This window comes from Caldicellulosiruptor obsidiansis OB47, assembly GCF_000145215.1.
GTDB classification, from domain to species: Bacteria; Bacillota; Thermoanaerobacteria; order Caldicellulosiruptorales; family Caldicellulosiruptoraceae; genus Caldicellulosiruptor; species Caldicellulosiruptor obsidiansis.
Genome location: NC_014392.1, coordinates 2,226,596 through 2,253,299, shown reverse-complemented (window position 1 = coordinate 2,253,299; position 26,704 = coordinate 2,226,596). Strand labels below are relative to the sequence as shown.

Here is a 26,704-nt window from a genome sequence, read left to right as displayed (position 1 = left end):
AGAAAGTAAAATAGATGTAAAGAAGAATTTTTAAAAACAAAGGAGTGTTTCTAATGGCATTTAAATTCAATTTTGAGTCTGTTGTTAAGGATGATTTTTTAAATATTAGTGGGAGCACGCTTTACAGCAAAGATCAGGGCTATGGTTTTGAAACGTTTAAGTTTAGGGTAGATGTCCCGAATGGCAATTATGATATCAAATTTGTGCTCAAAAATTTCAGAAAAGATATTGCAAGTGCGACCATAATGGTTTTTCCAAGAAGACTCATGATAAAGAATGCACAAATCAAGAGGGGAGAAATGTATCAAGAAGAATTTACAGTGAATGTGAAGGACGAAAAGATAATTTTTGAAGTTGAAACTGATGGAGCTGAGGTATGTAGTATAGAAGTTACAGAGGCTAAAAATCCAATTGTTGTTTATCTTGCAGGAGACTCTACTGTGTGCGACCAGGAAAACTTGCCTTATGCCGGCTGGGGTCAGGCGCTTGGATGCTTTTTCAAAAAAGGAGTTTCTATTTCTAATCATGCCTATTCAGGCAGATCTTCTAAAAGTTTTATTGAAGAGGGAAGGCTGGAACAAATTCTTCAGACTATAAAAGAGGGTGATTATCTTTTCATTCAGTTTGGTCACAACGACCAGAAAGATGATAAAAGGTATACTGAGGCAAATACTACATATAAGATAATGTTAAAGGTTTATATTGATGAAGCACGAAAAAGAGGAGCTGTGCCGGTTTTAGTGACACCTGTTGCACGAAGACATTTTGATGAAAATGGGAAAATTGTTGGTAGCGGACTTCATTTTGATTACCCTAAGGCTATGAGGGAGTTGGCAGAGAAAGAAAATGTTTTTCTGATTGATTTGCTACAAATGAGTTCTCAGTTTTATGAAAAACTTGGGGTTGAAGATTCGAAAAAGTTATTTGTCCATGCAAAGCCGAAAGAGTTACCACAGTTTCCGGACGGTGTAGAAGACAATACCCACTTTAATATGTACGGGGCGTATGAAATTGCAAAGCTTGTGCTTGAAGGGATAAAGAAATTAGATTTGAAGCTCAAAGATTATTTCAGGTAATTTGCTTTGGTGAGTGCTGCCCGGTGAAAATTTCCCTTGGCAGCTTTTATTTTTTCTAAAATGAATGTTCACATTGTGATTTCTTAAACATAGGTATATAATAGATAAAGTAATGAATCACTTTCATATGAAAGGGGGACGAGAATGGGAAAGCTTTTTGGAACAGATGGCGTGAGAGGTATTGCAAATAAAGAACTTACATGCGAGCTTGCGTTTGACTTAGGAAGAGCTGGGGCGTACGTGCTCACTGAAACTAAGCAAAAGCCCAAAATTTTAATTGGTAAAGACACAAGAATTTCTTGTGATATGCTGGAATCTGCTCTTTGTGCAGGACTTACATCTGTTGGAGCAGATGTGTATTTGGCAGGAGTAGTTACAACACCTGCTATAGCTTACCTTGTAAAATCGCAGGGGTTTGATGCAGGTGTTATGATTTCTGCATCACACAATCCTTACGAGTTCAATGGTATCAAATTTTTTAATTCTCAAGGGTTTAAACTTTCTGACCAGATTGAAGACAGAATAGAAAACATTATTTTAAACAAGAAATGGGATGAGGTTCCACACGCTCAATTTGATGCGATAGGAAGGATAAATAGAGTTGATCTTAAAAGAGAGTATCAAGAATACTTAAAATCAACGCTAAATGGTGCAAATTTCAGAGGGCTTAAAATTGTCATTGACTGTGCAAATGGTGCAGCGTATAAAATTGCACCTGAAGTTTTTGAAGAACTTGGAGCAGAAGTTGTGGTAATAAACAACCAGCCAGACGGTACAAACATCAACAAAAACTGTGGATCTACTCACATTCAGGCTCTGCAAGAAGAAGTTGTTAAAAATAAAGCTGATTTTGGCATTGCATATGATGGAGATGCAGACAGAACACTTTTTGTTGATGAAGAGGGTAATATTGTCGATGGTGACAAAATAATGCTTCTTTTAGCAAAAAACCTAAAACAGCAGGGAAGACTAAGTCGCAATACCTTAGTTGTGACAGTTATGAGCAACATGGGACTTTTCGTTGCGGCAAAAGAGCTTGGAATAGAGCTTGAAGTTACAAAAGTTGGTGACAGGTATGTTCTTGAGAAGATGCTTGAAGGCGGGTATTCAATCGGCGGCGAGCAGTCAGGCCACATAATACTTTTAGACTTTGCAACAACAGGCGATGGAATCTTGACAAGTCTTCAGCTGACAAAGCTAATTAAAGAAAGTGGAAAGAAACTCTCTGAACTTGCAAAGATAATGAAAGTATATCCTCAGGTGCTTGTAAACGCCAAAGTTGAAAATAGCAAAAAAGCTTTTTGCTTACAAGACCCTGTAATTTTAGAGGCTATCAAAAAGGTTGAAGAGAAGCTAAATGGAAGAGGAAGGGTCTTAATAAGACCATCTGGCACAGAGCCACTTGTGAGGGTTATGATTGAAGGCGAAGACTATGAAGAGATTAAAAAAGATGCAAGTGAACTTGCTATGTTGATTGAATCAAGATTATCTTAAAAGTTTTAAAAAGCCTTTTAACAAGGCTTTCTCAAAAGCGCCAGGACCTCTGGGGAATATAGCGCTTTTTACTTTGTGCATATTTTCCGGAGGTTGACGAGGACTGGGGAGAATCGAGGTTTTCGGCGGATGCCCCGGCGGGGTTTTTAAACCTTTTTCCTCGAAACTTTCTGCTACAAACCCCGGAAGGCAACTTCTGGGACAAAGGCAGAAAGAAAAAAGGGTTAATATTCTTGTATTTGCTATGAGAAAATAGCAGCTTGGAAATTGAATATAAAGGCTTGATAGGAGGCAAAAACTATGTGCGGAATTGTTGGATATGTTGGGGCAAAAAACTGTGTTCCTGTTTTGCTCTCTGGACTTAAAAGACTTGAATACAGAGGATATGATTCTGCCGGTGTGGCAGTTATCAATATAAATAAATCAAAGATTGATATAGTCAAGACAAAAGGAAGGCTTTCTGTTTTAGAAGAAAAGCTAAATCAAAATCCCATTGAAGGTTTTGTTGGGATTGGTCACACAAGATGGGCAACGCATGGAGAACCGTCTGATGAGAATTCACATCCTCATCTCAGTCAGAATGGAAAGATTGCAGTTGTTCATAATGGTATCATAGAAAATTATTTAAAACTCAAGGAGTTTTTAGTTAAAAAAGGTTATAGTTTTGCATCTGAAACAGACACAGAGGTTGTGGCACACTTGATAGAATACTACTATGATGGTGACATTTTAGATGCATTTATAAAGACCCTTGAAAAAATTCAGGGCTCATATGCTCTTGGAGTTCTTTGCTTGGATAGACCAGACATGATACTTGCAGCAAGAAAAGATAGTCCTCTGATCATCGGTTTAGGGCAGGGCGAAAACTTCATAGCATCAGACATCCCAGCTATACTTGAGTATACAAGAGATACCTATATTCTTGAAGAAAGCGAGATTGCTATTGTAACAAAAGATAAGGTAGAGATTGTCAATGCAGAGAAAGAACCTGTCTCTAAAGAAGTATTTCATGTTACATGGGATGTATCAAGCGCAGAAAAGGGCGGCTATGAACATTTCATGATAAAAGAGATAATGGAGCAACCCAAAGCTATTAGGGATACCTTGACAGGGAGGCTTCCAGATAGTGGTTTTGAAGTGAACCTTGATGGAATTAAGATTACTAAAGAAGATTTGCAAAAGCTCAACAAAATATTTATAGTTGCCTGCGGAACAGCATATCATGCAGGGATTGTCGGAAAACATGTCATTGAAAAGCTTACAAGAATTCCTGTTGAGGTTGACATTGCAAGCGAGTTTAGATACAGAGACCCAATTGTAGATGAGAACACTCTTACAATTGTGATTTCTCAGTCGGGTGAGACGATAGATACTCTTGTTGCAATGAGAGAAGCAAAGGCAAAGGGTTCAAGAACGCTTGGGATTGTCAATGTTGTTGGGTCATCTATTGCAAGAGAGGTAGATGACTGTCTTTATACATGGGCAGGACCTGAGATTGCGGTTGCATCAACTAAGGCTTACACAACACAGCTGATATGCCTCTATCTCATTGCACTTGACTTTGCAACAAAGCTTGGGACAATTTCTTATGAAGAGTTTGCCAAGATCAGAGATGAAATAAAGAGACTTCCTGAAAAGGTTGAGTATGTTCTGACTCACAGGGAAAATATTCAAAAATATGCATCTGAGCATTTCAATGCAAAAGATATCTTCTATTTAGGAAGAGGTTTGGACTTTGCGGTTGCAATGGAAGGATCTTTAAAACTCAAAGAGATTTCGTATATTCACTCAGAAGCATATGCAGCAGGTGAGCTAAAGCACGGGACCATTGCACTGATTGAAGACGGGACATTTGTAATTGCGCTTGCAACGCAAGAAAAGCTTTTTGAAAAGATGGTGAGCAACATAAAAGAGGTAAAATCCCGTGGTGCTGTTGTTCTATCTGTTGCGCAGGAAGGAAATACCGACATAGAAAATGTATCAGACCATATTTTGTACATTCCAAGAACGCTTGACGTTTTAACACCTGTTTTGACAGTTGTGCCTTTGCAGCTTTTTGCATACTACACAGCAGTCCAAAGAGGCTGCGATGTAGACAAACCAAGGAACTTGGCAAAGAGTGTTACTGTGGAGTGATTGGAAATGAAGGTAATAGGTGTTATTGGCAGTCCGCGCAAAGGTGGCAACACAGAAATTTTGGTTGAAAGAGTTCTTAGTGGTGCAAAAGAGGCAGGCGCTGAGGTGGAAATATTTAAATTGAATGAACTGAATATTCGTCCCTGCCAGGGATGTAATTTTTGCCAGGAAAACGGCAGGTGCCAACAACAAGACGATATGCAAAGAATATATGATGCCCTGTATACTTCCGACGCACTGGTTGTTGGCTCTCCAATTTACATGAGCTATGTTACAGCCCAGACCAAACTATTTTTAGACAGACTGTATGCTCTTTTAAAGATTGGAGAAGGATCAAGAATACATGGCGGCAAAAAGTGTGTACTTGTATATACTCAAGGCGGGGGAACAGATGGAGAAAAGATAATGAACGAGATAGCTGGATTTTTTAAATGGGCATTTAATATGGAGATAAAAGCTATAATAGGTAACAATAATTTGAATCCTGCAGGTGAAGTGGCAAATAGAAAAGAATTACTTGAAAAGGCTTTTGAGGTGGGAAAAGAGATTGTGAAAGGGTAATATAATAAAATTTAAAAATTGAAGATAGAGGTTAATAATTACAGTAAATAATTACAGTAGGGATAAGTGCAATTGCTGAAAATTGAGAGCTCAAATTTGCACTTATCCCTAAATTTTTTCTTGTTGAAAATGGTTGATAAAAGGGTATATTTATGATTAAAGAGAGGATTTTCCAAAAAGAAAGTTAAAAGAATTTAAATGAGATTAAAGTGGGAAGTCAAAGTCTTGAAAACGCAAAAAAATCAAAAATGTTGTTGACAATATAACTTATAAGTTATATAATTGGGGTGTTTAATCCAATGTTACATAAGCTTAATAAAATAGTTTATGTAGAGAATTATGAGAGCGACTATGTATATGCTCATCCTTCTTTAATTGACGATTTAGATGAGATTTTGGGCGAAAGTGGGAAAGAAACTGATTTTGGAAAACAATTTAGAAAGAAAATTATTTTTTTAGAGAACCTAAAGAAAAATTGTATTCAACAAAAAAGCTTTGAGAGATTGAGCAAGCACGGTTATTTAATATTCATTAAGAGTGATGGATGTTCATAATATTCGAATATTGTTTGCTTTTTTTGCTTTGCAAGGAAGAGAAATTGTAGTATTGCTTTATGCTTTTCCTGAAAAAAGTAAGAGTACAAAAAATAATCCAAAAAGTTATTCATATGCGATTGAAAAAGCAAAAGAGCGAATAGAAGAACTAAAATCTGTATATGAGGACTTACAACTAATTACAAATTGAGAGATAGATGTTATTGATTATAAATCGCGTGCAAATGGATATAATATAACAAAAATAGTTTGCCAAGAATAGTTTGCAGGGAGATGAGTAAAATGTTAGATAATAAGAGATTAATTTCAGCCTACAAAATAGTTGAAAGATATACAAATGAAGAAGATAAAAAATATTTTGAACTGGACGACATTTTGGTAGGCATTGCTGTGAAGATTATCCAGTATAGAATTAAAAATAATCTTTCCCAGAAAGAATTAGCAGCAAAACTTGGAATTAGTCAGGCTATGGTGTCAAAGCTTGAAAGTGGGGATTATAATCCTACTGTAAAAATGTTATATGAAATTGCTCAAAATTTGGGGTTTGAACTTGAGATAGTGTTTAGAGAAAAAACGGGTCTGTAAATAATTTTGTGTATTTAAATTGAACCATCCCTCTTGGTAAGAAATCATTCAAGATAATCCTGTCTACCTTCTATTTTTTAGTATTACCATTTTAAAAATTTTTATGCATAAATTTTTTAAAAGCTGGACAAAATTTAATACTGGGATATATTGCTCTGATTTTTCTGGTTCTAATTTGTTTTAGATTGCTTCCATGGAAGCAATCTAAAAGCGAACTGAAGTTTGTTATTAATTTATATATCCACTTAAACGTTCTGGATACATTATCAAAAGCTGATTTAATATTATATCCCAATTTCTGTACCTCTGTGTCCACTTTCTTACAACATTTTTTGTTGCAAGATAAAGCATCTTCTCTAACGCTGTATCGTTTGGAAATACTGATTTTGCTTTTGTCACTTTTCTAAATTGTCTGTGAACTCCTTCTATGATGTTTGTTGTATAAATTATCTTCCTTATCTCTGGGGGAAACTTAAAAAACGAAGTCAGTAGCTCCCAATTGCTTTCCCAACTCCTGAACGCATAAGGATACTGTTTCCCCCATTTTTCTTTTACCTGATAAAAATTTTCCAGTGCTTCTTCTTCATTAGTTGCCTGATATACTTTTTTAAAATCCTTTGAAAATTCTTTTATATGCTTGTATGAAACATATTTGAATGAATTGACTTGACTGATGAATAATACACCTTTGAATATCGCTTTTTGGGAACACTGCTTCTATTGCTTCTTTTAAACCAGTAAGGCCATCAACACAAAACAGTAATACCTCTTCTACTCCTCTTGTTTTCAGGTCATTCAAAACACCCAACCAGAATTTAGAGCTTTCACTTTCTCCAATCCATATCCCTAAAACATCCTTATATCCCTCAATGTTAATTCCTAAAACAACGTAAGCAGCTTTGTTTACAATCCTGCCTTCATCTTTTATCTTGTAATGAATTGCATTCATAAAGATAAACGGATATATCTTTTCTAACGGTCTGTTTTGCCATTCTCTTATCTCTGGTATTATTTTTTCTGTAATTTTGCTTACCATCTCAGCAGATACTTCAATACCATAAATATCTTTTATTTGCTCATGAATGTCTCGTGTTGCTATTGCTCAGGAATATAAAGCTATTATTTTATCTTCAATTTCAGAGATATCTCTTTTATATTTGGGAATTATCTTGGGTTCAAATTCGCCTTCTCTGTCTCTTGGTATATCAATTTCCATCTCTCCAAATTTTGTTTTTACAGTCTTCTGAGTATATCCGTTTCGAGAGTTAGTAGTTTGTTTGTTCTTAACGTCATACTTTTCATAACCCAGAGTTTCTTCAATCTCTGCTTCTAAAAAACTTTGAAGTACATCCTTAAACAAGTCTTTTAAGCTTTCGTAAATATCACCCACACTCTGAATATTGTTTTTTCTTATAAACTCTAAGAGCTGCTCTTTTGTTAAAACATTTTCCATAACAAAAAACCTCCTTCTTGGATATTTTTGTTTATATTCTGATTCTTACCAAGAAGGAGGTCTTTATACTTTGCACAAAATTATTTATAGTCTCGAAAAAAACTTCTCATGCCCAGCATTAGTAGGTTTTCACTTATCCTTAAGACTGTCTCTGATGAATATACATAAGCTTAGAGAAATGGGAAATAAAAACAATAATAAAAATCTAATTTTTCAATCAATTATTATACAATTTCTTCAATTTTCTCAAATTCATTATCGTGCAGAAGCAAGATATCTCCCTTCTGAAGAAAATTGGGTTCGATAACCTCAATAAGAATTCCTTCTTCTTCCTCTTCTTCAATAACTTCTTCTTTCCTGTATCCCAGTTCATAATAATAGTCGGATATTCTTCCAATAATAAATTTCTTTTTATCAAACCATATTTTTACTTTCCTATGATGCAGCTTGTTATAAATTTCTGCCATTTTGCTTATCTGAATATTTCTCCTATATCATAAAATTAGTACATAAAAACATCAATTATTAGCATACAACAAAGAAATTCTTTTAATTTTTCAATTCTTTCAACTGCCTGCTATTTTTTAAAAAAGCATTCTATTTTGTTTTACCAGATGGTATAATTGTGTTTGAATACTTCTTTACTTGTAAAAAAGCTTTAAAACTTTATGTTACCATTTTATTTAATTATTCTTTCAGATTTAAACATCAAATTTTGTCTTTTTTTATACATATGAGTATTGGTTGATAACGAAATCTTACAGATTTGTAAGTAAACTGGGTGATTATAAATATGGATGTTTTAAAGGGTAAGTTACAGTTATACTTTTATTTATGGAAAAATAAAGGTGGTTTTATAGTAAACTTTGTTATTTTTGTAATTAGTACTTACATGAGCTGGAAAAAAGACTTTAGAACTTTTGATATCTATTCTTTAATTTCTGTTGTAACTTTTATTATTTCATTTCTTCTTCTCTTAAATGATTTTAAAAATTTGCGGAGGATTAGAATGTCTTACTTTTATGTAGAAACGAGAAAGGATGATATTTTAAGTAAAGTTAAAATAGATGGAGATGAGAAAAGTGTAAAGGACTCAAATTATAAAATCCAACGGTTGAAAGGCAGTTATGTTTATTTTTCCGACGATGTTAATGATTTTTTATATTGCATGTCAAAAAATGTAATTAAAAAAGAATATGAGTTGACATCCCAAAAATATGAGGTTCCAGAAAAAATTAAAGAAATTGTGCCTTACATTTTGTTTGATATTCATGGTTCTAAGATCATTTTTAATGACAAAAAAATAAGGTTAGCAGCTGAAATTACTAAAGATTTGTTGGTGGACTCTTCAAAAAAAATAAGATTAGGGTATACTGATTATTTTTCAAGTTTATGTACGAACGAAATAACGGCAGTAAAAATATGTAAAGAAAATGACGAACATATTATTTATGATGGATTTAGTCTATTTATTAATTTCAAAAATATGACATTAAAAACATTAGATGAAAGTGAATGTTCAAATCATATAGGGACTGCAACACTTGTTTTCACAAAGGATAAAAAGATGATTATAACTGTTCAGTCTCCTAAATCTGCACAAAATGCAAAAAAGTTTGCTCCCTCGGGATCTGGTTCAGCAGATATAATTGATTTAATCAATAGTGAGGGTAATTTTTTTAAGTTTCTTATTAATTCTATGGAAAGAGAGTTTAGAGAAGAATGTGGAATTAGTAATAAAAAGATAAAAGGAAAAATATTTACGGTGCTTATTGGGTATTGTAGATTGCTTGAAAGAGGTGGGAAACCAGAATTTTTTGGTCTTTCTTACATTGATTTAGAGTCTAAGGAATTAAAGCTTCAGATGAAGGAAAAGAAATATATTAGTTATATTAAAAAGGATATAGCTATAAATGTATCATCTCCTAATAAATTTTTAAGTGACATTGAGAAATTTGTAAGAGAAAATGATGGAGAGCTCTCCATACAATTAAAAATTTACATTGAGTTTTTAAAAAAATTTATAAAAAAGCATCCAGATGAATTTATTAAGATTGTAAATGGTGATTACTTAAAAGAGATGTTTTCGAAAATTAATTAATAGTGAATAAATTCCACAAACCACCTATTCTCATCACAAAAAAGATACAGGACTTTTGAGCGGACAAGGATTTTATATCTTATGCCTTGTCCGCCTGCTTTTAAAGAGGCAGCAGGTCTTTTTTCTATGATTTTATCAATCTCATATGTTTTCCCATCAAGCCAGACAAACGAAATCGGGGTTATTTCTCCTTCCTTTGAAAAGTGAGCATAAACTTCTACAAATATTTTTCTCATTTTAAAAACCTTACCCTTTCATGTTTGTTTTGAAAAACAAAATTTTATTTAAAAAATGCAACAGGGTGGATTTTATTGTGCAAGGCAATCTCGCAAGGCAAATCTGGTTTTGTTAAAAGCACTGCGGGCAGCACCGATGTGTGCCCAAATCTTTTTCTTATTCTATCAATTGTTTTCTCTAGCTGTTCTAATTTAAATTTTTTCAAGCTGTCAAACTCAAGCTGATAGAATGAGTTTGCACAAACAAGATCTAAGGCTCTTACACCAATTGATCTTATGCTATTTTTAAAGCTCCAATTTTTTTTGAATATCTCAAAAGCTTTTTGAGCTATCTCTCTTGCCAAAAAAGTGGGTGTTTGGAGTTTTTCCTGCCTTGTGATTGCAAAAAGAGAGCTATCTCTTATCCAAACTTGAATGGTAAAACATTTTAAATACTGCTGACGAAGCCTCAGAGCAACAGACTCAGAAAGCATTCGAATAACGTATTCTGCATCTTCATATGAAGTCAAATCTCTTGGCAGTGTTATGCTATTGCCAATTCCTTTGATGTTGTCTTCAAAAAGTGGGGGAGTAACTGGGGTTGTGTCAAGTCCATTTGCAAATATCCAGAGCACTTCACCCCATTTGCCAAGGATTCTTTTAAGATATTCAGGTGAGCTTTTGGCTATATCACCTATTGTATAAATTGCCCTTGAACTTAGCTTCTTTTCTGTTGCACTACCGACATACAAAAGGTCTTTTGCGGGCAGCGGCCAGACAATTTGTTTAAAGTTTTCTTTTGTGATAACTGTTACAGCATCAGGTTTTTTGTAGTCGCTTCCAAGCTTTGCAAACACCTTGTTAAAGGATACTCCAACAGATAAAGTCAGACCAAGCTCACTTTTTATTCTTTCTTTAATTTCATAAGCAATTTTTCTGCCACTTCCTAAAATTTTTGTAGACTCTGTTACGTCAAGCCAGCATTCGTCAATTCCAAAAGGTTCTATTAAATCTGTATACTCAGAGTAAATTTGTTGAGCAAGCTTTGAAAATCGAATATAAAGAGGAAAATTAGGCTTTAAAACAACAAGGTTTGGACATTTTTTCAGTGCCTGCCATATAACATCACCTGTTTGAATACCATATAATTTTGCGATTTGGTTTTTTGCAAGAACTATCCCATGCCGAAGCTCACTTTCACCGCAAACAGCAACAGGTTTGTTCTTTAGCTCAGGACGATAAAGACATTCAACAGATGCATAGAAGTTATTGAGGTCACAGTGCAAAATTACCCTGCCCACTTTTTCTCACCTATCGAACATGAGTTTGTATACATATATTATATCATCGAAAATATGTTTGATAAATGGAAATATTAAGCAAAGATTCTGTACAACTAAAAGTTAATAGAAATGAAAAAACCAAAACAATTGTATTGAAATTTAGAAAATTATATAATTGAAGTGAAAATATATAATTGATATAATCAAAAGTTAGTATTACAGTGGTTGTTGTTTTTGGGATAAAGCTGTTTAGAAAATATCATTCAACACCAGAAAAAGCCATTTGGTTTTATATTTCAATAAGAAATGGTCCTTGGACAGCAAGTAGAGTGACTATCACAAGGGGAAGATATTATGACAAGAAATATGGGCAGCAGTATGTGGTTGAAGGATACAAAGATAGGCAAACAGGAATGGAGGTTAGATTTTTCTATCTTAAGAAGAATAAAAATGGCTTATGGGAAGTGACTTCGACTGGAACAGGACCATAAAATCGATGATTAGAAAGGAGATTAATATGATGAATTTTATATTTTTCAAAAGAAAGAACTTAGAAGAAATTCTTTACAATAAGTTAAAATCGCCAAGTGTAAAAGATTCGTTGTTGGCGGATTTTCTATGGTTTGAAGAACCTCAAGATATAGAGGAATGGGAAAAAAGCGTATATGACGAGTGGAGAAGAAGTTTGAGTGATTCAGAAAGAAGCAGTATAGAATGTTATTTGGGATATTCTTATAGAGATATTAATGATTATTTACGTGAAAATAAACTACAAACTTATGGGCTGTTGAAAAGTATTGAAAGTCATATAGCAAATATAGAAACAGCACTTAAAAGAACAATGATTGATAAAAACATTATTGGTTTTAGATGGATAGATCAAGAAGGCTTTAATTATTGGTGCAGAAAAAATAGTATTAAAAAAATCAAAGAAGGAACAGTTTTATTTGAAAAAGCTTTTGTTAGTTGCAATTTAATTTACAAAACTCCTCACGAAAGAGAACAATGTGACATAGTGTTAGTAATAAAAATTCCTGCTGGTATAAAAGGTGCTCCTGTTTCTCTTATAAGTCGCAGAGGTTATGTAAACGAATTTGAAGTCTTGTTAAATAAAGAACAAAAATTTGTAGTAGAAAAAATACTTTATAAGCAAAAGCGAAAAAGAATTATTCTTTGTACGTTAAATAGGGTGTGTAAATAATTTTGTGTATTTAAGATAAACCGTCCTTCTTGGTAAGTAATCATTCAGAATTTAATTGCCCACTTTCTATTTTTTAGTATTACCATTTTAATATTTTTTATGCATAAATTTTTAAAATCCTGGACAAAATTTAATACTGGGTTATAATAGTCTGTTTTTTATTTATTGTTTTTAACTGCTTCCATGGAAGCGGTTAAAAGTACGAACTGGTGATTGCTATCTACTTTGTATACTCTTTCAAACGCTCAGGATACATTATCAAAAGCTGATTTAATATTATATCCCAATTTCTGTACCTCTGTGTCCACTTTCTTACAACATTTTTTGTTGCAAGATAAAGCATCTTCTCTAACGCTGTATCGTTTGAAAATACTGATTTTGTCTTTGTCACTTTTCTAAATTGTCTGTGAACTCCTTCTATGATGTTTGTTGTATAAATTATCTTCCTTATCTCTGGGGGAAACTTAAAAAACGAAGTCAGTGAATCCCAATTGCTTTCCCAACTCCTGAACGCATAAGGATACTGTTTCCCCCATTTTTCTTTTACCTGATAAAAATTTTCCAGTGCTTCTTCTTCATTAGTTGCCTGATATACTTTTTTAAAATCCTTTGAAAATTCTTTTATATGCTTGTATGAAACATATTTGAATGAATTGACTTGACTGATGAATAATACACCTTTGAATATCGCTTTTTGGGAACACTGCTTCTATTGCCTCTTTTAAACCAGTAAGGTCATCAACACAAAACAGTAATACCTCTTCTACTCCTCTTGTTTTCAGGTCATTCAAAACACCCAACCAAAATTTAGAGCTTTCACTTTCTCCAATCCATATCCCTAAAACATCCTTATATCCCTCAATGTTAATTCCTAAAACAACGTAAGCAGCTTTGTTTACAATCCTGCCTTCATCTTTTATCTTGTAATGAATTGCATCCATAAAGATAAACGGATATATCTTTTCTAACGGTCTGTTTTGCCACTCTCTTATTTCTGGTATTATTTTTTCTGTAATTTTGCTTACCATCTCAGCAGATACTTCAATACCATAAATATCTTTAATTTGCTCATGAATGTCTCATGTTGCTATTGCTCAGGAATATAAAGCTATTATTTTATCTTCAATTTCAGAGATATCTCTTTTATATTTGGGAATTATCTTGGGTTCAAATTCGCCTTCTCTGTCTCTTGGTATATCAATTTCCATCTCTCCAAATTTTGTTTTTACAGTCTTCTGAGTATACCCGTTTCGAGAGTTAGTAGTTTGTTTGTTTTTAACATCATATTTTTCATAACCCAGAGTTTCTTCAATCTCTGCTTCTAAAAAGCTTTGAAGTACACTCTTAAACAAGTCTTTTAAGCTTTCGTAAATATCACTTACGCTCTGAATATTATTTTTTCTTATAAACTCTAAGAGCTGCTCTTTTGTTAAAACATTTTCCATAACAAAAAACCTCCTTCTTGGATATTTTTGTTTATATTCTGATTCTTACCAAGAAGGAGGTCTTTATACTTTGCACAAAATTATTTATAGTCTCAAACACTATTCATAACCTTAACTGCTTTCTAATTTAAGGGTTTTTGAATATTCGTACGAAATTAATTCTTTCATCGGTGTTTGTTGCCATGCAAGCTCTTGGTGAGATAGCTCTGAAATGGTTCTGCAGTTCTTATCTTTCAAAAAATTTATTACTATATTGATAGTATCTAATTCCTCTTGTGTGAACAGCGATAAATCATAATTTTTTCTGCTTTTGAAGCTTGTTTTGATTGCTCCATCTTCTGTTTCATATTCTTCTACAAAGAATTTATCACTTGGATAAGTTGCTATTTCATTGTATACAAACCCTTTAATAACTGGGCCATATGTGTAACGTATATAGCTCAAGCCGGTAATAGACCGTGAATAACGTTTAAAATGCAAAAAGTCGATATACCATAAGTACTTGTTTAGGGAGCTCAAATATAAATTCTCAACTTTATCTGAAAGATAACTTATCAGGTTTTCCAACTTTTCCAGGTCAAATTTTTTAAAGCCGTTATAAATACTTTCAGGGGAATCGAGTTCTGCAGTAATAATTTTTTTTCGTATCTCAGCAACATGGTTTTTCCTGTTTGTTTTTATTTTGTCATATGTCCTTTCAGTTATTCTTCCACAGAGAAATGCTTCTTCAACTTTTTTGTAGAAAAAATCTTCAGAGGTTTGAATTAATTTCAAAATATCACTGTGTGACTTTGAAGGCAAAGCACCTCGCTCGTATCTGTTTATTGTCATTTTCCCCCAGCCAAGAATTTGTCCCAGTTCTCTTTGTGAAAGATTGTATTTTTCCCTTATCTTTTGAATCTCTTCGGGGGTAATTAAACCTGTCATTTCTCTATAGCGTGTGTAAAGTCTTTTGAGGTTTTCGTTTTCGATTTCAGCCACAAACAGTTCATTTCCACACTCATTGCAAAGTGGTATATACTCTTCCACATTTACTTCTATACCTTTGAATTCTTTTATAACTTCTTTTTTGATTGTGAAAGAAACATTCTTTTTGCAATTCGGACAATAAGTTTTGTTCATTTTTTATCACCACCCTTTTGAGGTTCATCTTCATGAAATCAGTACTAAATACCATTTACCGTTTACAATAAGCTTTTTGATTTCTATAAGGTAGTTTAAAACAATTTCTTTCTTTAATCCTTCAATCTAAATCGCCTTCTTTCGTAAAGGTTTTAGATTCAATTTAATTATAACACATCAATTTTATTTTTGCCACTATTTGATGGCAAAATGCAGTAGTGTTTAGGATAATTTAATAAAATAGGTCAGAATAATATTGCAAGAGCAATTGCAAGAGGCAGCTTAATAACAAAAGGGACAGGGCTTTTTGTTGTCTTTGTTCAACAAAATTTCGCACATTTTATACAAAATATGTATTGATTTCGTCAAAGTTAACTGCTATATTTTTATTTAAAGCCGAAATCGATTACGTATCAATATAAATCAAAGAAGAAAAGGATGATTAAGATGAAGTACACAATAAAAGACATAGCAAAGATAACTGGTTATTCTGTTGCAACTATTTCAAGGGTTTTGAGCGGCAAAGAAGGAGTAAGTGAGGAAAAAAGAAAAGAAATCTTAAAAATCATAGATCAGCTTGGATATATCCCAAATCAGAGTGCAAGAAGACTTAGAAGCAAAGAAACTAAAAATATTCTTGTAATGATACCTGATATAGAGAACTACTTTTACAACAAGTTAATAAAAGGTATTGAGACAGAGGCACGTGAAAAAGGATATAATATAATTCTTGGTGATTTTTCAAATTCTCAAGAAATTGAAGAAGAATATTACAGAATGATGAAGGGCAGTTAGCAGATGGAATCTTGATTGTTGGAAGTATGAGCCAGCCACAGAGGATTGTTGAAATATCCAGACAGTTTCCTATGGTTGTGATTTCTGACTATTTTTCTGACGAACTTATCACTGTGTGTATTGACAATTTCAAAGCTGCATATGATGCTACAGTTTTTTTATATAAATGTGGTTACCGAAAAATTGCAAAGATAACAGGAAAAATTGGAGCAATACTATCTCAAGATAGATTAAGAGGCTACAAAATGGCTCTTGAGAATTTGGGGTTAGATGTTGATGAGAGATATATAAAATATGGTGATTTTAAGTATGAAACTGGTTACAAACTTGCAAAAGAACTTTTAAGTGTAAAACCTTTTCCTGATGCTATCTTTTGTTCGAACGATGAAATGGCTATTGGTGCATGTGATGCAGCAAAAGAACTTGGTTTTTCGATTCCTGACCATCTTGGTATTATGGGCTTTGATAATATTGAACTCTCTTCAATGGTAACACCTAAAATTACTACTGTTCATCAACCAAGATATGAAATGGGAAAGTTGGCTGCACAACTTTTGATAAATATTTTGTCTGGAGAAGAAATTTCAAAAGGCAAATATATCCTCGATACTTCAATAATTCCAAGAGAATCAACCAGAAATGCAAATATGACAAAATAATAGAGTTTTTTTAAAAACCTATTGACAAATTGAACAAGATATAATATATTTTATTTAGCGTAAACGATTACGTCAATCATTAAAAATAATTGCCTGGTCAAAAAATGTTTTGAATTAGACCAGGCACGAAAACGATATTATCCCATATTATGGGATAATATACAACTCCCAATTTATATTATATCATAAATTTACTAAAAGGAGGTATTTTTAAATGAAAAGGTTTATTGCTATTGTAACTTTAATTATCTTCTGTGCAGGTTTATTTTTAGCATTTGGTCTTACTAATTCTAATGCTGCTTCTAAGAAGCAGGTCACAATCACTTATGTGCGTGGCAAGGACGAAACTCACGCAACAGAAAAGATTATTCAAGAGTTTATGAAGAAAAATCCCGACATCAAGGTTATTTACAAAGAAAACCCGTCTGACACAGGTCAAAATCATGACCAGCTTGTAACAGTACTGAGTGCTGGTGGTTCTGATATTGATGTGTTTGATATGGATGTTATCTGGCCAGCTGAGTTTGCTCAGGCAGGCTACACACTTCCTCTTGACAGGTTTATAAAGCGCGACAAGATTAATCTCAACGACTACATTAAAGGGACAATTGATGCTGCGAGGTTCAAAGGTCAGATGTGGGCATTTCCAAGGTTTATTGATGCTGGTCTTCTGTATTACAGAAAAGATATTGTTCCCCAAAATGAACTTCCAAAAACATGGGATGATTTAATTAAGGTTGCTAAAAAGTACAAAGGTAAAAATGGCACAAAGTACGGATTTTTAATGCAGGCAAAACAGTACGAAGGTCTTGTTTGTGATGCTATAGAATATATTGCATCTTATGGTGGAAGAGTTGTAGATGAGAGTGGCAACATTGTAGTAAATAACCAGGGTACAATTGATGGGCTTAATATGATGAGAAAGGTCATAACAGCTAATATTGTTCCGCCAAACATTAACACTTTCACAGAGGTTGAAACACATACAGCTTTCATAAATGGTCTTTCTGTCTTTGCAAGAAACTGGCCATATATGTGGGCAATGGTTAACAGTCCACAATCAAAAGTTAAAGGTAAGGTTGGTATCCTGCCTCTTCCAAAAGGTTCAAAAGGCTCAGCTGCATGTCTTGGTGGCTGGATGGTGGGTATAAATAAATACTCCAAAAATCCTGAGGCTTCATGGAGGCTTTTAAAGTTCCTTGTTCAAAAAGAAGGTCAAAAACTTATGGCTATTTACAATGGAAATGTTCCGGTGTACAAACCACTTTTCAATGACAAGGATGTAATCAAGGCAAATCCACTTATTGGAGACAAGAAGTTTGTTGAAGCAATTTTAGCAGCTGTACCAAGACCAGTTTCACCAGTTTACCCAAAGATTTCAGATGTTATGCAGATTGAACTTTCAAACATTGTAAATGGAAAGAAAGATGTAAAAACAGCTGTTCTTGATATGGATAAGAAATTAAAAGAAGTTGTCAAGAGTTCAAAGTAATTCTAATAATAATTCCATTGGCAGGTTCAAGAAAATCTTGAGCCTGCCAATCAAGTTTAAAGGGGAGGGAAAAGATGGACAGGAATGAAAGACTGTTTGGATATTTATTCTTACTGCCTGCAGTTTTGATATTTATTTTTGTTGCTGTTATTCCACTTATACAGGTATTTGTGTTTAGCTTGTTTGATATTCAGCTCAATAACCCTACAAAGAGTGAGGTTTCACTTTCTTACAAAATAGATGTTGAAAACTTTGCTAATACTCAGTTTACAGCAAGTTCAATTCTTGAAAGCTTAAACCCTGATTCTTTAAACAATAAACAAAAGACAGTAATAAAAGAAATTAAATCTTCGATGATGCTTATGCAAAAAAGCATTTTTAACAACAAAGAAAGAATAGAAAGATTAAATAAAGTAAATGATTTACTCAACAGTTTTAAACCTGTTACTGCAGATTTAAAATATTTACCAGTTTCAAACAGAGAAGTAAACCAGTATAACATGTATGCTAAAAAAATTATAAGTCTTGCAGATGATTTGCCGAATACTCAGGAAGCAGCCGATTTAAAACAGGCACTTTTAGCATTTGATCAGGTTATAGTAAAACCAAACTTTGTTGGGCTTAAAAACTACAGTTACTATTTGAAAGATTCAAGACTTTTGTCAGCTACATTAAATACTCTTTTGTTTACAGTTGTAACAGTGTTTTTTGAACTTGTATTTGGTCTGCTGCTTGCAGTTGTTATGCACAAAGTAACAAACTTAAAAAATGTTTTTAAAAGCATTGTTCTTTTGCCATGGGCAATTCCAACAGTTATATCAGCTTTGATGTGGAAATTTATGTATGATGGGCAGGTTGGAATTCTTGCAAAGTTTTTTGCAGACATTGGAATTATTAAAACTGCGGCAGATCTTTTATCGAGTACTGGCAATGCCATGATAGCTGCAATGACAGCTGATATTTGGAAAACAACACCTTATATTGCAATTTTGCTTGTTGCTGGGCTTCAAACAATTCCGGAATCGCTTTATGAAGCAGCAAAAGTTGATGGTGCAAATGCAGTATATCAATTTTTTAGGATTACGCTACCTATGTTAAAACCCACAATATTGGTTGCACTTCTTTTTAGAACCTTGGATGCATTTAGAGTATTTGACCTGATTTATGTTTTGACTGGTGGTGGACCTGCAAACTCAACAGAGACTGTCTCAGTCTATACTTATAAAACTCTGTTTAACCAGCTTGATTTTGGACGGGGTTCAACATTAGCAGTGTTGATATTTATAATGGTGACAATTATCAGCTTTATCTATATAAAAATTCTTGGTGCAGAAGTATTTTCACATCAAAAGAGGTGAGAAAGTAAAATGAAGAAAAAAAAGAAGCTGACAGGCGAAAAAATAGCAAAAATTGTAATGAATTTGATAATTATATTTGCTTTGATTGTAATTTTGTTTCCATTTTATTGGTTGTTTCTTACCTCTATAAGACCAAAAAGCGAAATATTCAATGTTTCCTCACTCATAACACTAAAGCCTCATATTGGCAATTACAAGATGGTGTTTACTGAAAGACCCTTTGCAAGATATATTTTAAACAGCTTTGTAATAGGACTTGAAACAACAATTATTTCAATTGTAATTGCCTGCTTTGCAGCATATGCAATTGCAAAAACAAATATCTCACCGAAGATAAAAAATATTGTTTTGAGTCTATCATTAGCTGTTTCTATGTTTCCGCAGATAACAATTGTATCGCCTATATATGTTATGGTGAAAAACCTTGGACTTAGAAACAGCTTTTTTGGGCTTTTAATCCCATACACCACATTTTCACTGCCACTTGCAATATGGTATCTGACAACATTTTATCAAGGTGTATCTCATGAAATTGATGAAGCAGCAAAGATTGACGGGTGCAACACATTTCAGATTTTTTATAAAATTATAACTCCGCTTATAGCACCAGGGATATTCACTGCAGCAATTTTGATTTTTATATCTGCATGGAATGAGTTTTTGTTTGCACTTGTTATCAACACAGACGATATCTGGAGAACAGTATCTGTTGGGATTGTAATGTTCCAGGGAAGGTTCACAATTCCATGGGATGAAATTTCAGCTGCTGCAATAGTTGTTATGATTCCACTTGTAATTATGGTATTTGTGTTCCAGCAAAGAATTGTATCTGGTCTTACTGCTGGTGCTGTGAAAGAATAAATTATGTATCAGGGCTGTCTGAGATGGATTTTATCTCCATTGTTAGATGGCTCTGTTTTTCATGATGTTTAGCATTCAGGAGGGATATAAAGTTGTCTGTAGATTTAAAAAAATTTAGAAAGTTACTTTCAACATTACCAGGAAAAATTTCTCTTTTAATATTTTCTGTAATTTTGATTTTGGTTTTTGCAATAGATATTTTTGCTGTAACACTTTCTACATCTACACTGAGACAAAATCTTCAAAACAGTATTTCAACTTCTACTTTTCAGTCGGGGAAATACTTTGATCAAATACTGGAGCGTGCAAAAGATTTATCTTTTCAGCTTGCTACAAATGAGACTATACAAAAATATTTGAATGTGCAAAGAACAAGTAAAGATGATTATGAAAAATTGGAGTGGAAAAAGAATGCTCAAAGAGCTTTGTTGAGCATTGTTTCTGCAAACAAGTTTTTATCAGGGATTTATATTTTGATTGATAAGGAATCGTCATTAGGATACCCTACATTGAGTTTTGAGAATCTTGACTTTAAAAATCTTATGAGCAGCAGTTGGGCAAAATTAGCATTTGAAAGTGAACAGGGGTTTATATGGTGTTCTGATCATAACCAGCATTTTAATGATATTTTAAAAGAGGTGGGTTCTGATATAAGAGAATATGCTACATCAGTTGTAAGGGTTTTGTATGATTCTTCAAGTGGTAACAGAGCTGGACTAATAGTTGTTGATATTGGAAAAGATATTTTTGATGGAATGCTTTCGAATATAAAAGTTACCAAAAATAGCACATCTTTTGTTGTTACGCCAGATGCAAGTATTATTTTTCCAAACAACCTAAATGATAAGTTGAAGAAAAATTTAAAGATACTGAGTAACATTTTATTACAAAAAGCTAATAAAAAAGAGATTGATAATTTTGAGATAAATCTTTCAGGAAAATGGCTTGTGAGTTATTCAAAAAGTCCTGATAGCGGTTATTTGTATGTTTCGCTTGTACCTGTCAGTGATATTAATTCTAAAATTGCAAAATTACAGATTTTTATAGTCTTAGCAAGTTTGGTATTTGGTATTTTGGGGATTATCTTAGGGCTTGTTATAACGCTCAGGATAACCAGCAATATAAAAATACTTCTTGATTCGATGAGCACAGCAGCAAAAGGAGATTTAACTATTACAGCAAAGGTTAACACCAATGATGAAATAGGTATGCTTTCAGAAGGATTTAACAGCATGGTGCAGCAGCTAAAAGAGCTTATTATGAAAATCAAAGAACTTTCAGAGAGAGTTAATAAATCAATATCAGTAATTGCAGGAGTTGCTGCTGAAACTGCAGCTGCATCGCAGGAGATTACCAAAGCAGTTTCAGAGATTGCCGAGGGTGCATCCCAGCAGGCAGGTGAAGCTACAGCAATTTCTCAGCAAATGTCAGAGTTTTCAAATGAAATTGGCAATATGGCAAATGATTTTAAGAATATGAATAAAATTTCAGAAAACGTACTGGTTCAGGCTAACGAGGGATTTTCAGCGATTGAAACGTTGTATCAGGTTGCAAAAAAGTCACAGGATACTACAAAAAACATGATTGTAAATGTTAGAGAACTTATAGGGTGGGCTGAGAAAATAGGAAAAATAATGAATCTTCTTTCAAGCATTTCTGAACAAACAAAACTTTTAGCCTTGAATGCTGCAATTGAAGCGGCAAAAGCAGGCGAAACTGGTAAAGGATTTTCTATTGTTGCAGCAGAGATCAGAAAACTTGCTCAACAGTCAAGAGAATCGACAAAAGATGTTGAAGATATTGTAAAAAATATTCTTTCAAAAGCAAAGTTTTCTGATAAAGTTATGGCTGATGTTGAAAGTTTAATAAAACTTCAGGAGAATGCACTTGAAAATGTTCAGATTACTTTTAAATCAATGCGTGATACCATTTCAGAACTTTACGAGAATATGAAAAAGTCTTTAACGATATTAGAAGAGATAGAGTGCAAAAAGGATAAGATTTTCAGTAGTGTAGAAAGCATTTCAGCAGTTACAGAGCAAACAGCTGCATCAGCCGAAGAAGTATCAGCTGCAACTGAACAGCAACTTGCTTCAATAGAAGAACTTAAAAATATGATAGATGAAATTAGAAAATTATCAGCTGAGCTTGATATGACAACATCACGTTTTATAACTGAGAATTAGAGTATTTTTTATACTTGAAAAATTCATGGTTCATTATTAGCTGTAGACGAAATTGGAGACTTTATCTATTGAGATTTCTGGCATAGAAGAAATTATTTATAAGGATGAAATAGAAGAAACAAAAAGTACTGCAGAACAAGTATGATTTGACATTATCCAAACAAAGGCGTTTTGGGGGAGACTATAAGTAATTTTGTGCAAAGTATAAAGACCTCCTTCTTGGTAAGAATCAGAATATAAACAAAAATATCCAAGAAGGAGGTTTTTTGTTATGGAAAATGTTTTAACAAAAGAGCAGCTCTTAGAGTTTATAAGAAAAAATAATATTCAGAGCGTAAGTGATATTTACGAAAGCTTAAAAGACTTGTTTAAGAGTGTACTTCAAAGCTTTTTAGAAGCAGAGATTGAAGAAACTCTGGGTTATGAAAAATATGATGTTAAAAACAAACAAACTACTAACTCTCGAAACGGGTATACTCAGAAGACTGTAAAAACAAAATTTGGAGAGATGGAAATTGATATACCAAGAGACAGAGAAGGCGAATTTGAACCCAAGATAATTCCCAAATATAAAAGAGATATCTCTGAAATTGAAGATAAAATAATAGCTTTATATTCCTGAGCAATAGCAACATGAGACATTCATGAGCAAATTAAAGATATTTATGGTATTGAAGTATCTGCTGAGATGGTAAGCAAAATTACAGAAAAAATAATACCAGAGATAAGAGAATGGCAAAACAGACCGTTAGAAAAGATATATCCGTTTATCTTTATGGATGCAATTCATTACAAGATAAAAGATGAAGGCAGGATTGTAAACAAAGCTGCTTACGTTGTTTTAGGAATTAACATTGAGGGATATAAGGATGTTTTAGGGATATGGATTGGAGAAAGTGAAAGCTCTAAATTCTGGTTGGGTGTTTTGAATGACCTGAAAACAAGAGGAGTAGAAGAGGTATTACTGTTTTGTGTTGATGGCCTTACTGGTTTAAAAGAGGCAATAGAAGCAGTGTTCCCAAAAAGCGATATTCAAAGGTGTATTATTCATCAGTCAAGTCAATTCATTCAAATATGTTTCATACAAGCATATAAAAGAATTTTCAAAGGATTTTAAAAAAGTATATCAGGCAACTAATGAAGAAGAAGCACTGGAAAATTTTTATCAGGTAAAAGAAAAATGGGGGAAACAGTATCCTTATGCGTTCAGGAGTTGGGAAAGCAATTGGGATTCACTGACTTCGTTTTTTAAGTTTCCCCCAGAAATAAGGAAGATAATTTATACAACAAACATCATAGAAGGAGTTCACAGACAATTTAGAAAAGTGACAAAGACAAAATCAGTATTTTCAAACGATACAGCGTTAGAGAAGATGCTTTATCTTGCAACAAAAAATGTTGTAAGAAAGTGGACACAGAGGTACAGAAATTGGGATATAATATTAAATCAGCTTTTGATAATGTATCCAGAACGTTTAAGTGGATATATAAATTAATAACAAACTTCAGTTCGCTTTTAGATTGCTTCCATGGAAGCAATCTAAAACAAATTAAATTAGAATCAGAAAAATCAGAGCAATATATCCCAGTATCAAATTTTGTCCAGCTTTTAAAAAATTTATGCATAAAAATTTTTAAAATGGTAATACTAAAAAATAGAAGGTAGACAGGATTATCTTGAATGATTTCTTACCAAGAGGGATGGTTCAATTTAAATACACAAAATTATTTACAGACCCGAATTTTTCTTGTTTGTTTCCACTTTTCTATTGAGTTTAGCTTCCTTCTCATATTTCTAAATTTCCAGTACTCTTTTTCATCGAGAAATAGACTTCCCCAAAGGTAAATTGTAGGGATAGGGAGTTCTTGGACTCCATAGAAATCTTTTAAGAATACTTCTTTTATTTCGTTGAAACTATAAATAGTAAAGAGTTTTTCAATATGTCCCCAATCACCTTTTGCTAATACTGTCTTTATTATTAATTCTTTGTGTTTTTCTGTATCTAGCATTTCAAAGTTGTAATTTTTGAACAAGATTATAAAATCCTCTGGAAGTTTCACAGTAGCATACCTCTTTTCTTCATATATTTTTCAATTGCTGCTTTAGCTTGCCGGGTTAAAAACATTTCTATTTCATCTACTTTTGGTGCTGTACCAATTATAGAGATTAGTGCTGTTTCTTTATCAATTAAATCTTCTGTATACATAAGCTGTTCTAAAAATAATTTTTTAGAAAAAACTGGCTTTCCCTCTATGACAAATTTCTGAGGTGCTTTTTCTAAAATATATTCTAAATTTACAATACCGTTTTTGAGCAAAAAATACAAGTCAATATAATCTCTAAATGTTGGTCGTCTACCAATGGTGTATGCCTTCATCAAAGCAATTTCTTTAGGAGATGCTAAATTGATTCCTTTTAAACGAATGTCTATTTTATCACCTTGGACTAATGGCTCGATCAAAGGGAAGGGATATGCAATTAAAATTATCTTTACTCCACATATAGTTGAAGTCATTTGGTCAATTTGCTTTATAATAATATTTACATCTTTCATCTTTTCTGGGAAACAACTTGGTTAAGATGTTGTAAATATATTCAAATTCTATTCTTTCACTAACTTCTTTTTGAAAAAAATCCAAATCATATGACTTTCTATGGCAAAGTTGCAATGCTAATGCAGTGCCGCCTGCAAGGTAGAATTTTTCCGCTAAATTGCTTTTAGCAATATTTCTACATATTTCATATCCTATTGGGTCTAATATTTCAACATCCATCATTACACATGGCTCCTTTTTCTTTTTCCTCCTGTTAACCATTATAACATAACCATAGAAAGGAATTTAGTCAGTTTGAATTTAACTTTTGTTTCTCCTCACTATTTTCGCACATTTTTTCGCTGTGGTAAATATCTTTACACCTATTCGAGTTGTAGTAATGAGATGTTGCTTGTATACTCTTTTTCTTTATGGTATAATTTTAAACAGAAGAAAAACTATAGATAGAAAGAAATTATTTATAAGGATGAAGTAGATGGAACAGAAAGTACCGCATAACCAGTATGATTTGACATTCAAAAGATTATTTCAGTTCAAGGAAGTATTTTTAAACTTTTTGAGGAGCAATATAAATAGAGAATGGGTAAATAGAATAGATGCTGAGAGTTTAGAGTTTGTTGACAGGAGTTTTATTAAGGACGAGTTTGTAGAAAAAGAAGCAGATGTCATATATAGAGCAAGATTAGAAGATACGGACATATACTTTTATGTGTTAATAGAACCACAATCCACAGCAGACAAAAGTATGCCGAGAAGATTGTTTGAGTATATGAGCTTGGTGTGGAAAAGACACATGGAAGAGAAGGCAGACGAGTTGTTTCCACCGATTATTCCTATAGTGCTGTACAATGGAAGAAGCAGCTGGAATATACCGACCCAGATATTTAAAGGCTTTGATATATTCAAGGATGACATGTTTAACTATATTCTGGTTGATGTAAACAGGCTTGATGATGAGAGGCTAAAAAGCAGGTTAGACCTTTTAAGTATTATTCTGTATTTAGAAAAGTCAAGAAGAAATGCAGAGGAGTTTATTGTAAAGCTTAGAGAAGTGTCAGAATATGTTTGTAAGTTACCACAGGTGCAGTTAAAAGTGTTTTGTTCATGGCTGCTCAGGATAGTAAAGCCGCAGGTGAGAGAGGAGATGAAAAGCAGGATAGATGAACTGTTAGAGAAGGTAGAAGCTGAGGGGGTGGAAGATGTGGGTGAGTTTATATTCAATGTTCAGCAGTTGATACAGGAGTATTACAAAGAGGCAGAAGAAAAAGGCAAAGAAAAGGGCTATGAGGAAGGTATACAGGAAGGTATACAGCGGAAAGAAGAGGAAATTGTGAGAAGGCTTATTCAAAAAGGTTTTGATGATAATTTTATAGCTGAAGCAACTGGAGTTGAGATTGAGAGGATAAAGAAGATAAGAGAAGGGTATACGAAATATTCTTAATTTTGCTTTGCAATTTTCAAATATCTGTGTTATAATAAAAGCAACAAATTCAAACATTCTCCAAAACAAAGGCGTTTTGGGGCGAAAGCTTCAAAGCGCCTTTAATTTTTTTGTAAAACTTTTTTCAGGG

24 protein-coding genes and 3 pseudogenes are annotated in these 26,704 nt (G+C 33.1%); 18 read left to right on the top strand and 9 right to left on the bottom strand.

Annotated elements, in window-relative coordinates:
* The first annotated feature begins 53 nt into the window (after positions 1-53).
* From COB47_RS10515 to COB47_RS10490, 7 genes are all read left to right on the top strand, one after another.
* The gene (locus COB47_RS10515; RefSeq protein ID WP_013291344.1) at positions 54-1,076 is read left to right on the top strand and encodes a rhamnogalacturonan acetylesterase; all 1,023 of its coding nucleotides are present in this window, start codon (positions 54-56) and stop codon (positions 1,074-1,076) included.
* A 144-nt stretch (positions 1,077-1,220) separates the two neighbouring features.
* On the top strand, positions 1,221-2,570 hold the full coding sequence (glmM, locus tag COB47_RS10510; RefSeq protein WP_013291343.1) for a phosphoglucosamine mutase: 1,350 nt from the start codon (positions 1,221-1,223) through the stop codon (positions 2,568-2,570).
* Between the two features lie 300 nt (positions 2,571-2,870).
* Entirely contained in the window at positions 2,871-4,706 is a 1,836-nt protein-coding gene (gene glmS, locus COB47_RS10505) for a glutamine--fructose-6-phosphate transaminase (isomerizing) (RefSeq protein ID WP_013291342.1), read from the top strand.
* Between the two features lie 6 nt (positions 4,707-4,712).
* Positions 4,713-5,267 (top strand): flavodoxin family protein, encoded by a 555-nt coding sequence (locus tag COB47_RS10500; RefSeq protein WP_013291341.1) that lies wholly within the window; start codon positions 4,713-4,715, stop codon positions 5,265-5,267.
* 299 nt (positions 5,268-5,566) lie between these two features.
* Positions 5,567-5,821, top strand: a complete 255-nt coding sequence (locus COB47_RS12700) for a hypothetical protein (RefSeq protein ID WP_237698907.1) — start codon at positions 5,567-5,569, stop codon at positions 5,819-5,821.
* Positions 5,808-6,011 (top strand): hypothetical protein, encoded by a 204-nt coding sequence (locus tag COB47_RS12695; protein ID WP_237698906.1) that lies wholly within the window; start codon positions 5,808-5,810, stop codon positions 6,009-6,011. Before COB47_RS12700 ends, COB47_RS12695 begins: the two co-directional genes overlap by 14 nt.
* Positions 6,012-6,103: 92 nt before the next feature.
* Entirely contained in the window at positions 6,104-6,406 is a 303-nt protein-coding gene (locus COB47_RS10490) for a helix-turn-helix transcriptional regulator (protein WP_013291340.1), read from the top strand.
* 228 nt (positions 6,407-6,634) lie between these two features.
* On the opposite strand, the pseudogene COB47_RS10485 reads toward COB47_RS10490, so the two are convergent.
* A pseudogene (locus tag COB47_RS10485) lies at positions 6,635-7,859 on the bottom strand (IS256-like element ISCob1 family transposase).
* 224 nt (positions 7,860-8,083) lie between these two features.
* A complete protein-coding gene (locus tag COB47_RS10480) occupies positions 8,084-8,326 on the bottom strand; it encodes a hypothetical protein (RefSeq protein ID WP_013291339.1) in 243 nt (80 codons plus the stop codon).
* 326 nt (positions 8,327-8,652) lie between these two features.
* Between COB47_RS10480 and COB47_RS10475 the strand changes: the two genes are divergently transcribed.
* A complete protein-coding gene (locus COB47_RS10475) occupies positions 8,653-9,960 on the top strand; it encodes a hypothetical protein (protein ID WP_013291338.1) in 1,308 nt (435 codons plus the stop codon).
* Here the strand turns inward: COB47_RS10475 and COB47_RS10470 are convergent.
* Both COB47_RS10470 and COB47_RS10465 read right to left on the bottom strand, forming a co-directional pair.
* Positions 9,957-10,196, bottom strand: a complete 240-nt coding sequence (locus COB47_RS10470; RefSeq protein ID WP_013291337.1) for a hypothetical protein — start codon at positions 10,194-10,196, stop codon at positions 9,957-9,959. The two genes, COB47_RS10475 and COB47_RS10470, sit on opposite strands and share 4 nt — an antisense overlap.
* 44 nt (positions 10,197-10,240) lie before the next feature.
* Entirely contained in the window at positions 10,241-11,476 is a 1,236-nt protein-coding gene (locus COB47_RS10465; RefSeq protein ID WP_013291336.1) for a DNA polymerase Y family protein, read from the bottom strand.
* A 203-nt stretch (positions 11,477-11,679) separates the two neighbouring features.
* Here COB47_RS10465 and COB47_RS10460 point away from each other — a divergent pair, with 203 nt between their 5' ends.
* The gene (locus COB47_RS10460) at positions 11,680-11,949 is read left to right on the top strand and encodes a hypothetical protein (protein WP_013291335.1); all 270 of its coding nucleotides are present in this window, start codon (positions 11,680-11,682) and stop codon (positions 11,947-11,949) included.
* A 29-nt stretch (positions 11,950-11,978) separates the two neighbouring features.
* Complete coding sequence (locus COB47_RS10455; protein ID WP_013291334.1) at positions 11,979-12,659, top strand: binary exotoxin A; 681 nt, start codon at positions 11,979-11,981, stop codon at positions 12,657-12,659.
* Between the two features lie 220 nt (positions 12,660-12,879).
* Here COB47_RS10455 and COB47_RS10450 read toward each other — a convergent pair.
* Together COB47_RS10450 and COB47_RS10445 are read right to left on the bottom strand one after the other, a co-directional pair.
* Positions 12,880-14,104 (bottom strand): annotated as a pseudogene (locus COB47_RS10450) (IS256 family transposase).
* A 111-nt stretch (positions 14,105-14,215) separates the two neighbouring features.
* Positions 14,216-15,226 (bottom strand): type II TA system antitoxin MqsA family protein, encoded by a 1,011-nt coding sequence (locus COB47_RS10445; RefSeq protein ID WP_013291333.1) that lies wholly within the window; start codon positions 15,224-15,226, stop codon positions 14,216-14,218.
* 447 nt (positions 15,227-15,673) lie between these two features.
* Between COB47_RS10445 and COB47_RS12690 the strand changes: the two genes are divergently transcribed.
* From COB47_RS12690 to COB47_RS10415, 7 genes and pseudogenes are all read left to right on the top strand, one after another.
* Positions 15,674-16,021, top strand: coding sequence for a LacI family DNA-binding transcriptional regulator (locus tag COB47_RS12690; RefSeq protein WP_237698905.1), 348 nt, complete (start codon positions 15,674-15,676; stop codon positions 16,019-16,021).
* Positions 16,022-16,032: 11 nt separating this feature from the next.
* Positions 16,033-16,680, top strand: a complete 648-nt coding sequence (locus COB47_RS12685; RefSeq protein ID WP_237698904.1) for a substrate-binding domain-containing protein — start codon at positions 16,033-16,035, stop codon at positions 16,678-16,680.
* A 214-nt stretch (positions 16,681-16,894) separates the two neighbouring features.
* On the top strand, positions 16,895-18,172 hold the full coding sequence (locus COB47_RS10435; RefSeq protein WP_013291332.1) for an ABC transporter substrate-binding protein: 1,278 nt from the start codon (positions 16,895-16,897) through the stop codon (positions 18,170-18,172).
* 74 nt (positions 18,173-18,246) lie between these two features.
* Positions 18,247-19,530: a carbohydrate ABC transporter permease gene (locus tag COB47_RS10430; protein ID WP_013291331.1), complete on the top strand. Its 1,284-nt coding sequence runs from the start codon at positions 18,247-18,249 to the stop codon at positions 19,528-19,530.
* Positions 19,531-19,539: 9 nt separating this feature from the next.
* Entirely contained in the window at positions 19,540-20,391 is an 852-nt protein-coding gene (locus COB47_RS10425; RefSeq protein WP_013291330.1) for a carbohydrate ABC transporter permease, read from the top strand.
* A gap of 92 nt (positions 20,392-20,483) precedes the next feature.
* The gene (locus COB47_RS10420) at positions 20,484-22,577 is read left to right on the top strand and encodes a methyl-accepting chemotaxis protein (protein ID WP_013291329.1); all 2,094 of its coding nucleotides are present in this window, start codon (positions 20,484-20,486) and stop codon (positions 22,575-22,577) included.
* 271 nt (positions 22,578-22,848) lie between these two features.
* Positions 22,849-24,073 (top strand): annotated as a pseudogene (locus COB47_RS10415) (IS256-like element ISCob1 family transposase).
* 229 nt (positions 24,074-24,302) lie between these two features.
* Here COB47_RS10415 and COB47_RS10410 read toward each other — a convergent pair.
* Genes COB47_RS10410 through COB47_RS12680 form a run of 3 tightly spaced genes read right to left on the bottom strand, consistent with a single transcriptional unit; the run spans position 24,303 to position 25,355 of the window.
* Positions 24,303-24,638, bottom strand: a complete 336-nt coding sequence (locus COB47_RS10410; RefSeq protein WP_013291328.1) for a DUF6922 domain-containing protein — start codon at positions 24,636-24,638, stop codon at positions 24,303-24,305.
* Positions 24,635-25,132 (bottom strand): nucleotidyl transferase AbiEii/AbiGii toxin family protein, encoded by a 498-nt coding sequence (locus COB47_RS10405; RefSeq protein ID WP_237698903.1) that lies wholly within the window; start codon positions 25,130-25,132, stop codon positions 24,635-24,637. The genes COB47_RS10410 and COB47_RS10405 overlap by 4 nt, the downstream gene beginning before the upstream one ends.
* Positions 25,098-25,355, bottom strand: coding sequence for a nucleotidyl transferase AbiEii/AbiGii toxin family protein (locus COB47_RS12680; protein ID WP_237698902.1), 258 nt, complete (start codon positions 25,353-25,355; stop codon positions 25,098-25,100). The genes COB47_RS10405 and COB47_RS12680 overlap by 35 nt, the downstream gene beginning before the upstream one ends.
* 253 nt (positions 25,356-25,608) lie before the next feature.
* Here COB47_RS12680 and COB47_RS10400 point away from each other — a divergent pair, with 253 nt between their 5' ends.
* Positions 25,609-26,574, top strand: a complete 966-nt coding sequence (locus COB47_RS10400) for an Rpn family recombination-promoting nuclease/putative transposase (protein ID WP_013291327.1) — start codon at positions 25,609-25,611, stop codon at positions 26,572-26,574.
* Positions 26,575-26,704: the final 130 nt, after the last annotated feature.

Excerpts from the sequence above, each read along its gene's own strand:
- COB47_RS10515 (WP_013291344.1), top strand. The coding sequence starts at position 54 with ATGGCATTTAAATTCAATTTTGAGTCTGTTGTTAAGGATGATTTTTTA.
- glmM (WP_013291343.1), top strand. The coding sequence starts at position 1,221 with ATGGGAAAGCTTTTTGGAACAGATGGCGTGAGAGGTATTGCAAATAAA.
- glmS (WP_013291342.1), top strand. The coding sequence starts at position 2,871 with ATGTGCGGAATTGTTGGATATGTTGGGGCAAAAAACTGTGTTCCTGTT.
- COB47_RS10500 (WP_013291341.1), top strand. The coding sequence starts at position 4,713 with ATGAAGGTAATAGGTGTTATTGGCAGTCCGCGCAAAGGTGGCAACACA.
- COB47_RS12700 (WP_237698907.1), top strand. The coding sequence starts at position 5,567 with ATGTTACATAAGCTTAATAAAATAGTTTATGTAGAGAATTATGAGAGC.
- COB47_RS12695 (WP_237698906.1), top strand. The coding sequence starts at position 5,808 with ATGGATGTTCATAATATTCGAATATTGTTTGCTTTTTTTGCTTTGCAA.
- COB47_RS10490 (WP_013291340.1), top strand. The coding sequence starts at position 6,104 with ATGTTAGATAATAAGAGATTAATTTCAGCCTACAAAATAGTTGAAAGA.
- COB47_RS10480 (WP_013291339.1), bottom strand. The coding sequence starts at position 8,326 with ATGGCAGAAATTTATAACAAGCTGCATCATAGGAAAGTAAAAATATGG.
- COB47_RS10475 (WP_013291338.1), top strand. The coding sequence starts at position 8,653 with ATGGATGTTTTAAAGGGTAAGTTACAGTTATACTTTTATTTATGGAAA.
- COB47_RS10470 (WP_013291337.1), bottom strand. The coding sequence starts at position 10,196 with ATGAGAAAAATATTTGTAGAAGTTTATGCTCACTTTTCAAAGGAAGGA.
- COB47_RS10455 (WP_013291334.1), top strand. The coding sequence starts at position 11,979 with ATGAATTTTATATTTTTCAAAAGAAAGAACTTAGAAGAAATTCTTTAC.
- COB47_RS10445 (WP_013291333.1), bottom strand. The coding sequence starts at position 15,226 with ATGAACAAAACTTATTGTCCGAATTGCAAAAAGAATGTTTCTTTCACA.
- COB47_RS12690 (WP_237698905.1), top strand. The coding sequence starts at position 15,674 with ATGAAGTACACAATAAAAGACATAGCAAAGATAACTGGTTATTCTGTT.
- COB47_RS10435 (WP_013291332.1), top strand. The coding sequence starts at position 16,895 with ATGAAAAGGTTTATTGCTATTGTAACTTTAATTATCTTCTGTGCAGGT.
- COB47_RS10430 (WP_013291331.1), top strand. The coding sequence starts at position 18,247 with ATGGACAGGAATGAAAGACTGTTTGGATATTTATTCTTACTGCCTGCA.
- COB47_RS10425 (WP_013291330.1), top strand. The coding sequence starts at position 19,540 with ATGAAGAAAAAAAAGAAGCTGACAGGCGAAAAAATAGCAAAAATTGTA.
- COB47_RS10405 (WP_237698903.1), bottom strand. The coding sequence starts at position 25,132 with ATGAAAGATGTAAATATTATTATAAAGCAAATTGACCAAATGACTTCA.
- COB47_RS12680 (WP_237698902.1), bottom strand. The coding sequence starts at position 25,355 with ATGATGGATGTTGAAATATTAGACCCAATAGGATATGAAATATGTAGA.
- COB47_RS10400 (WP_013291327.1), top strand. The coding sequence starts at position 25,609 with ATGGAACAGAAAGTACCGCATAACCAGTATGATTTGACATTCAAAAGA.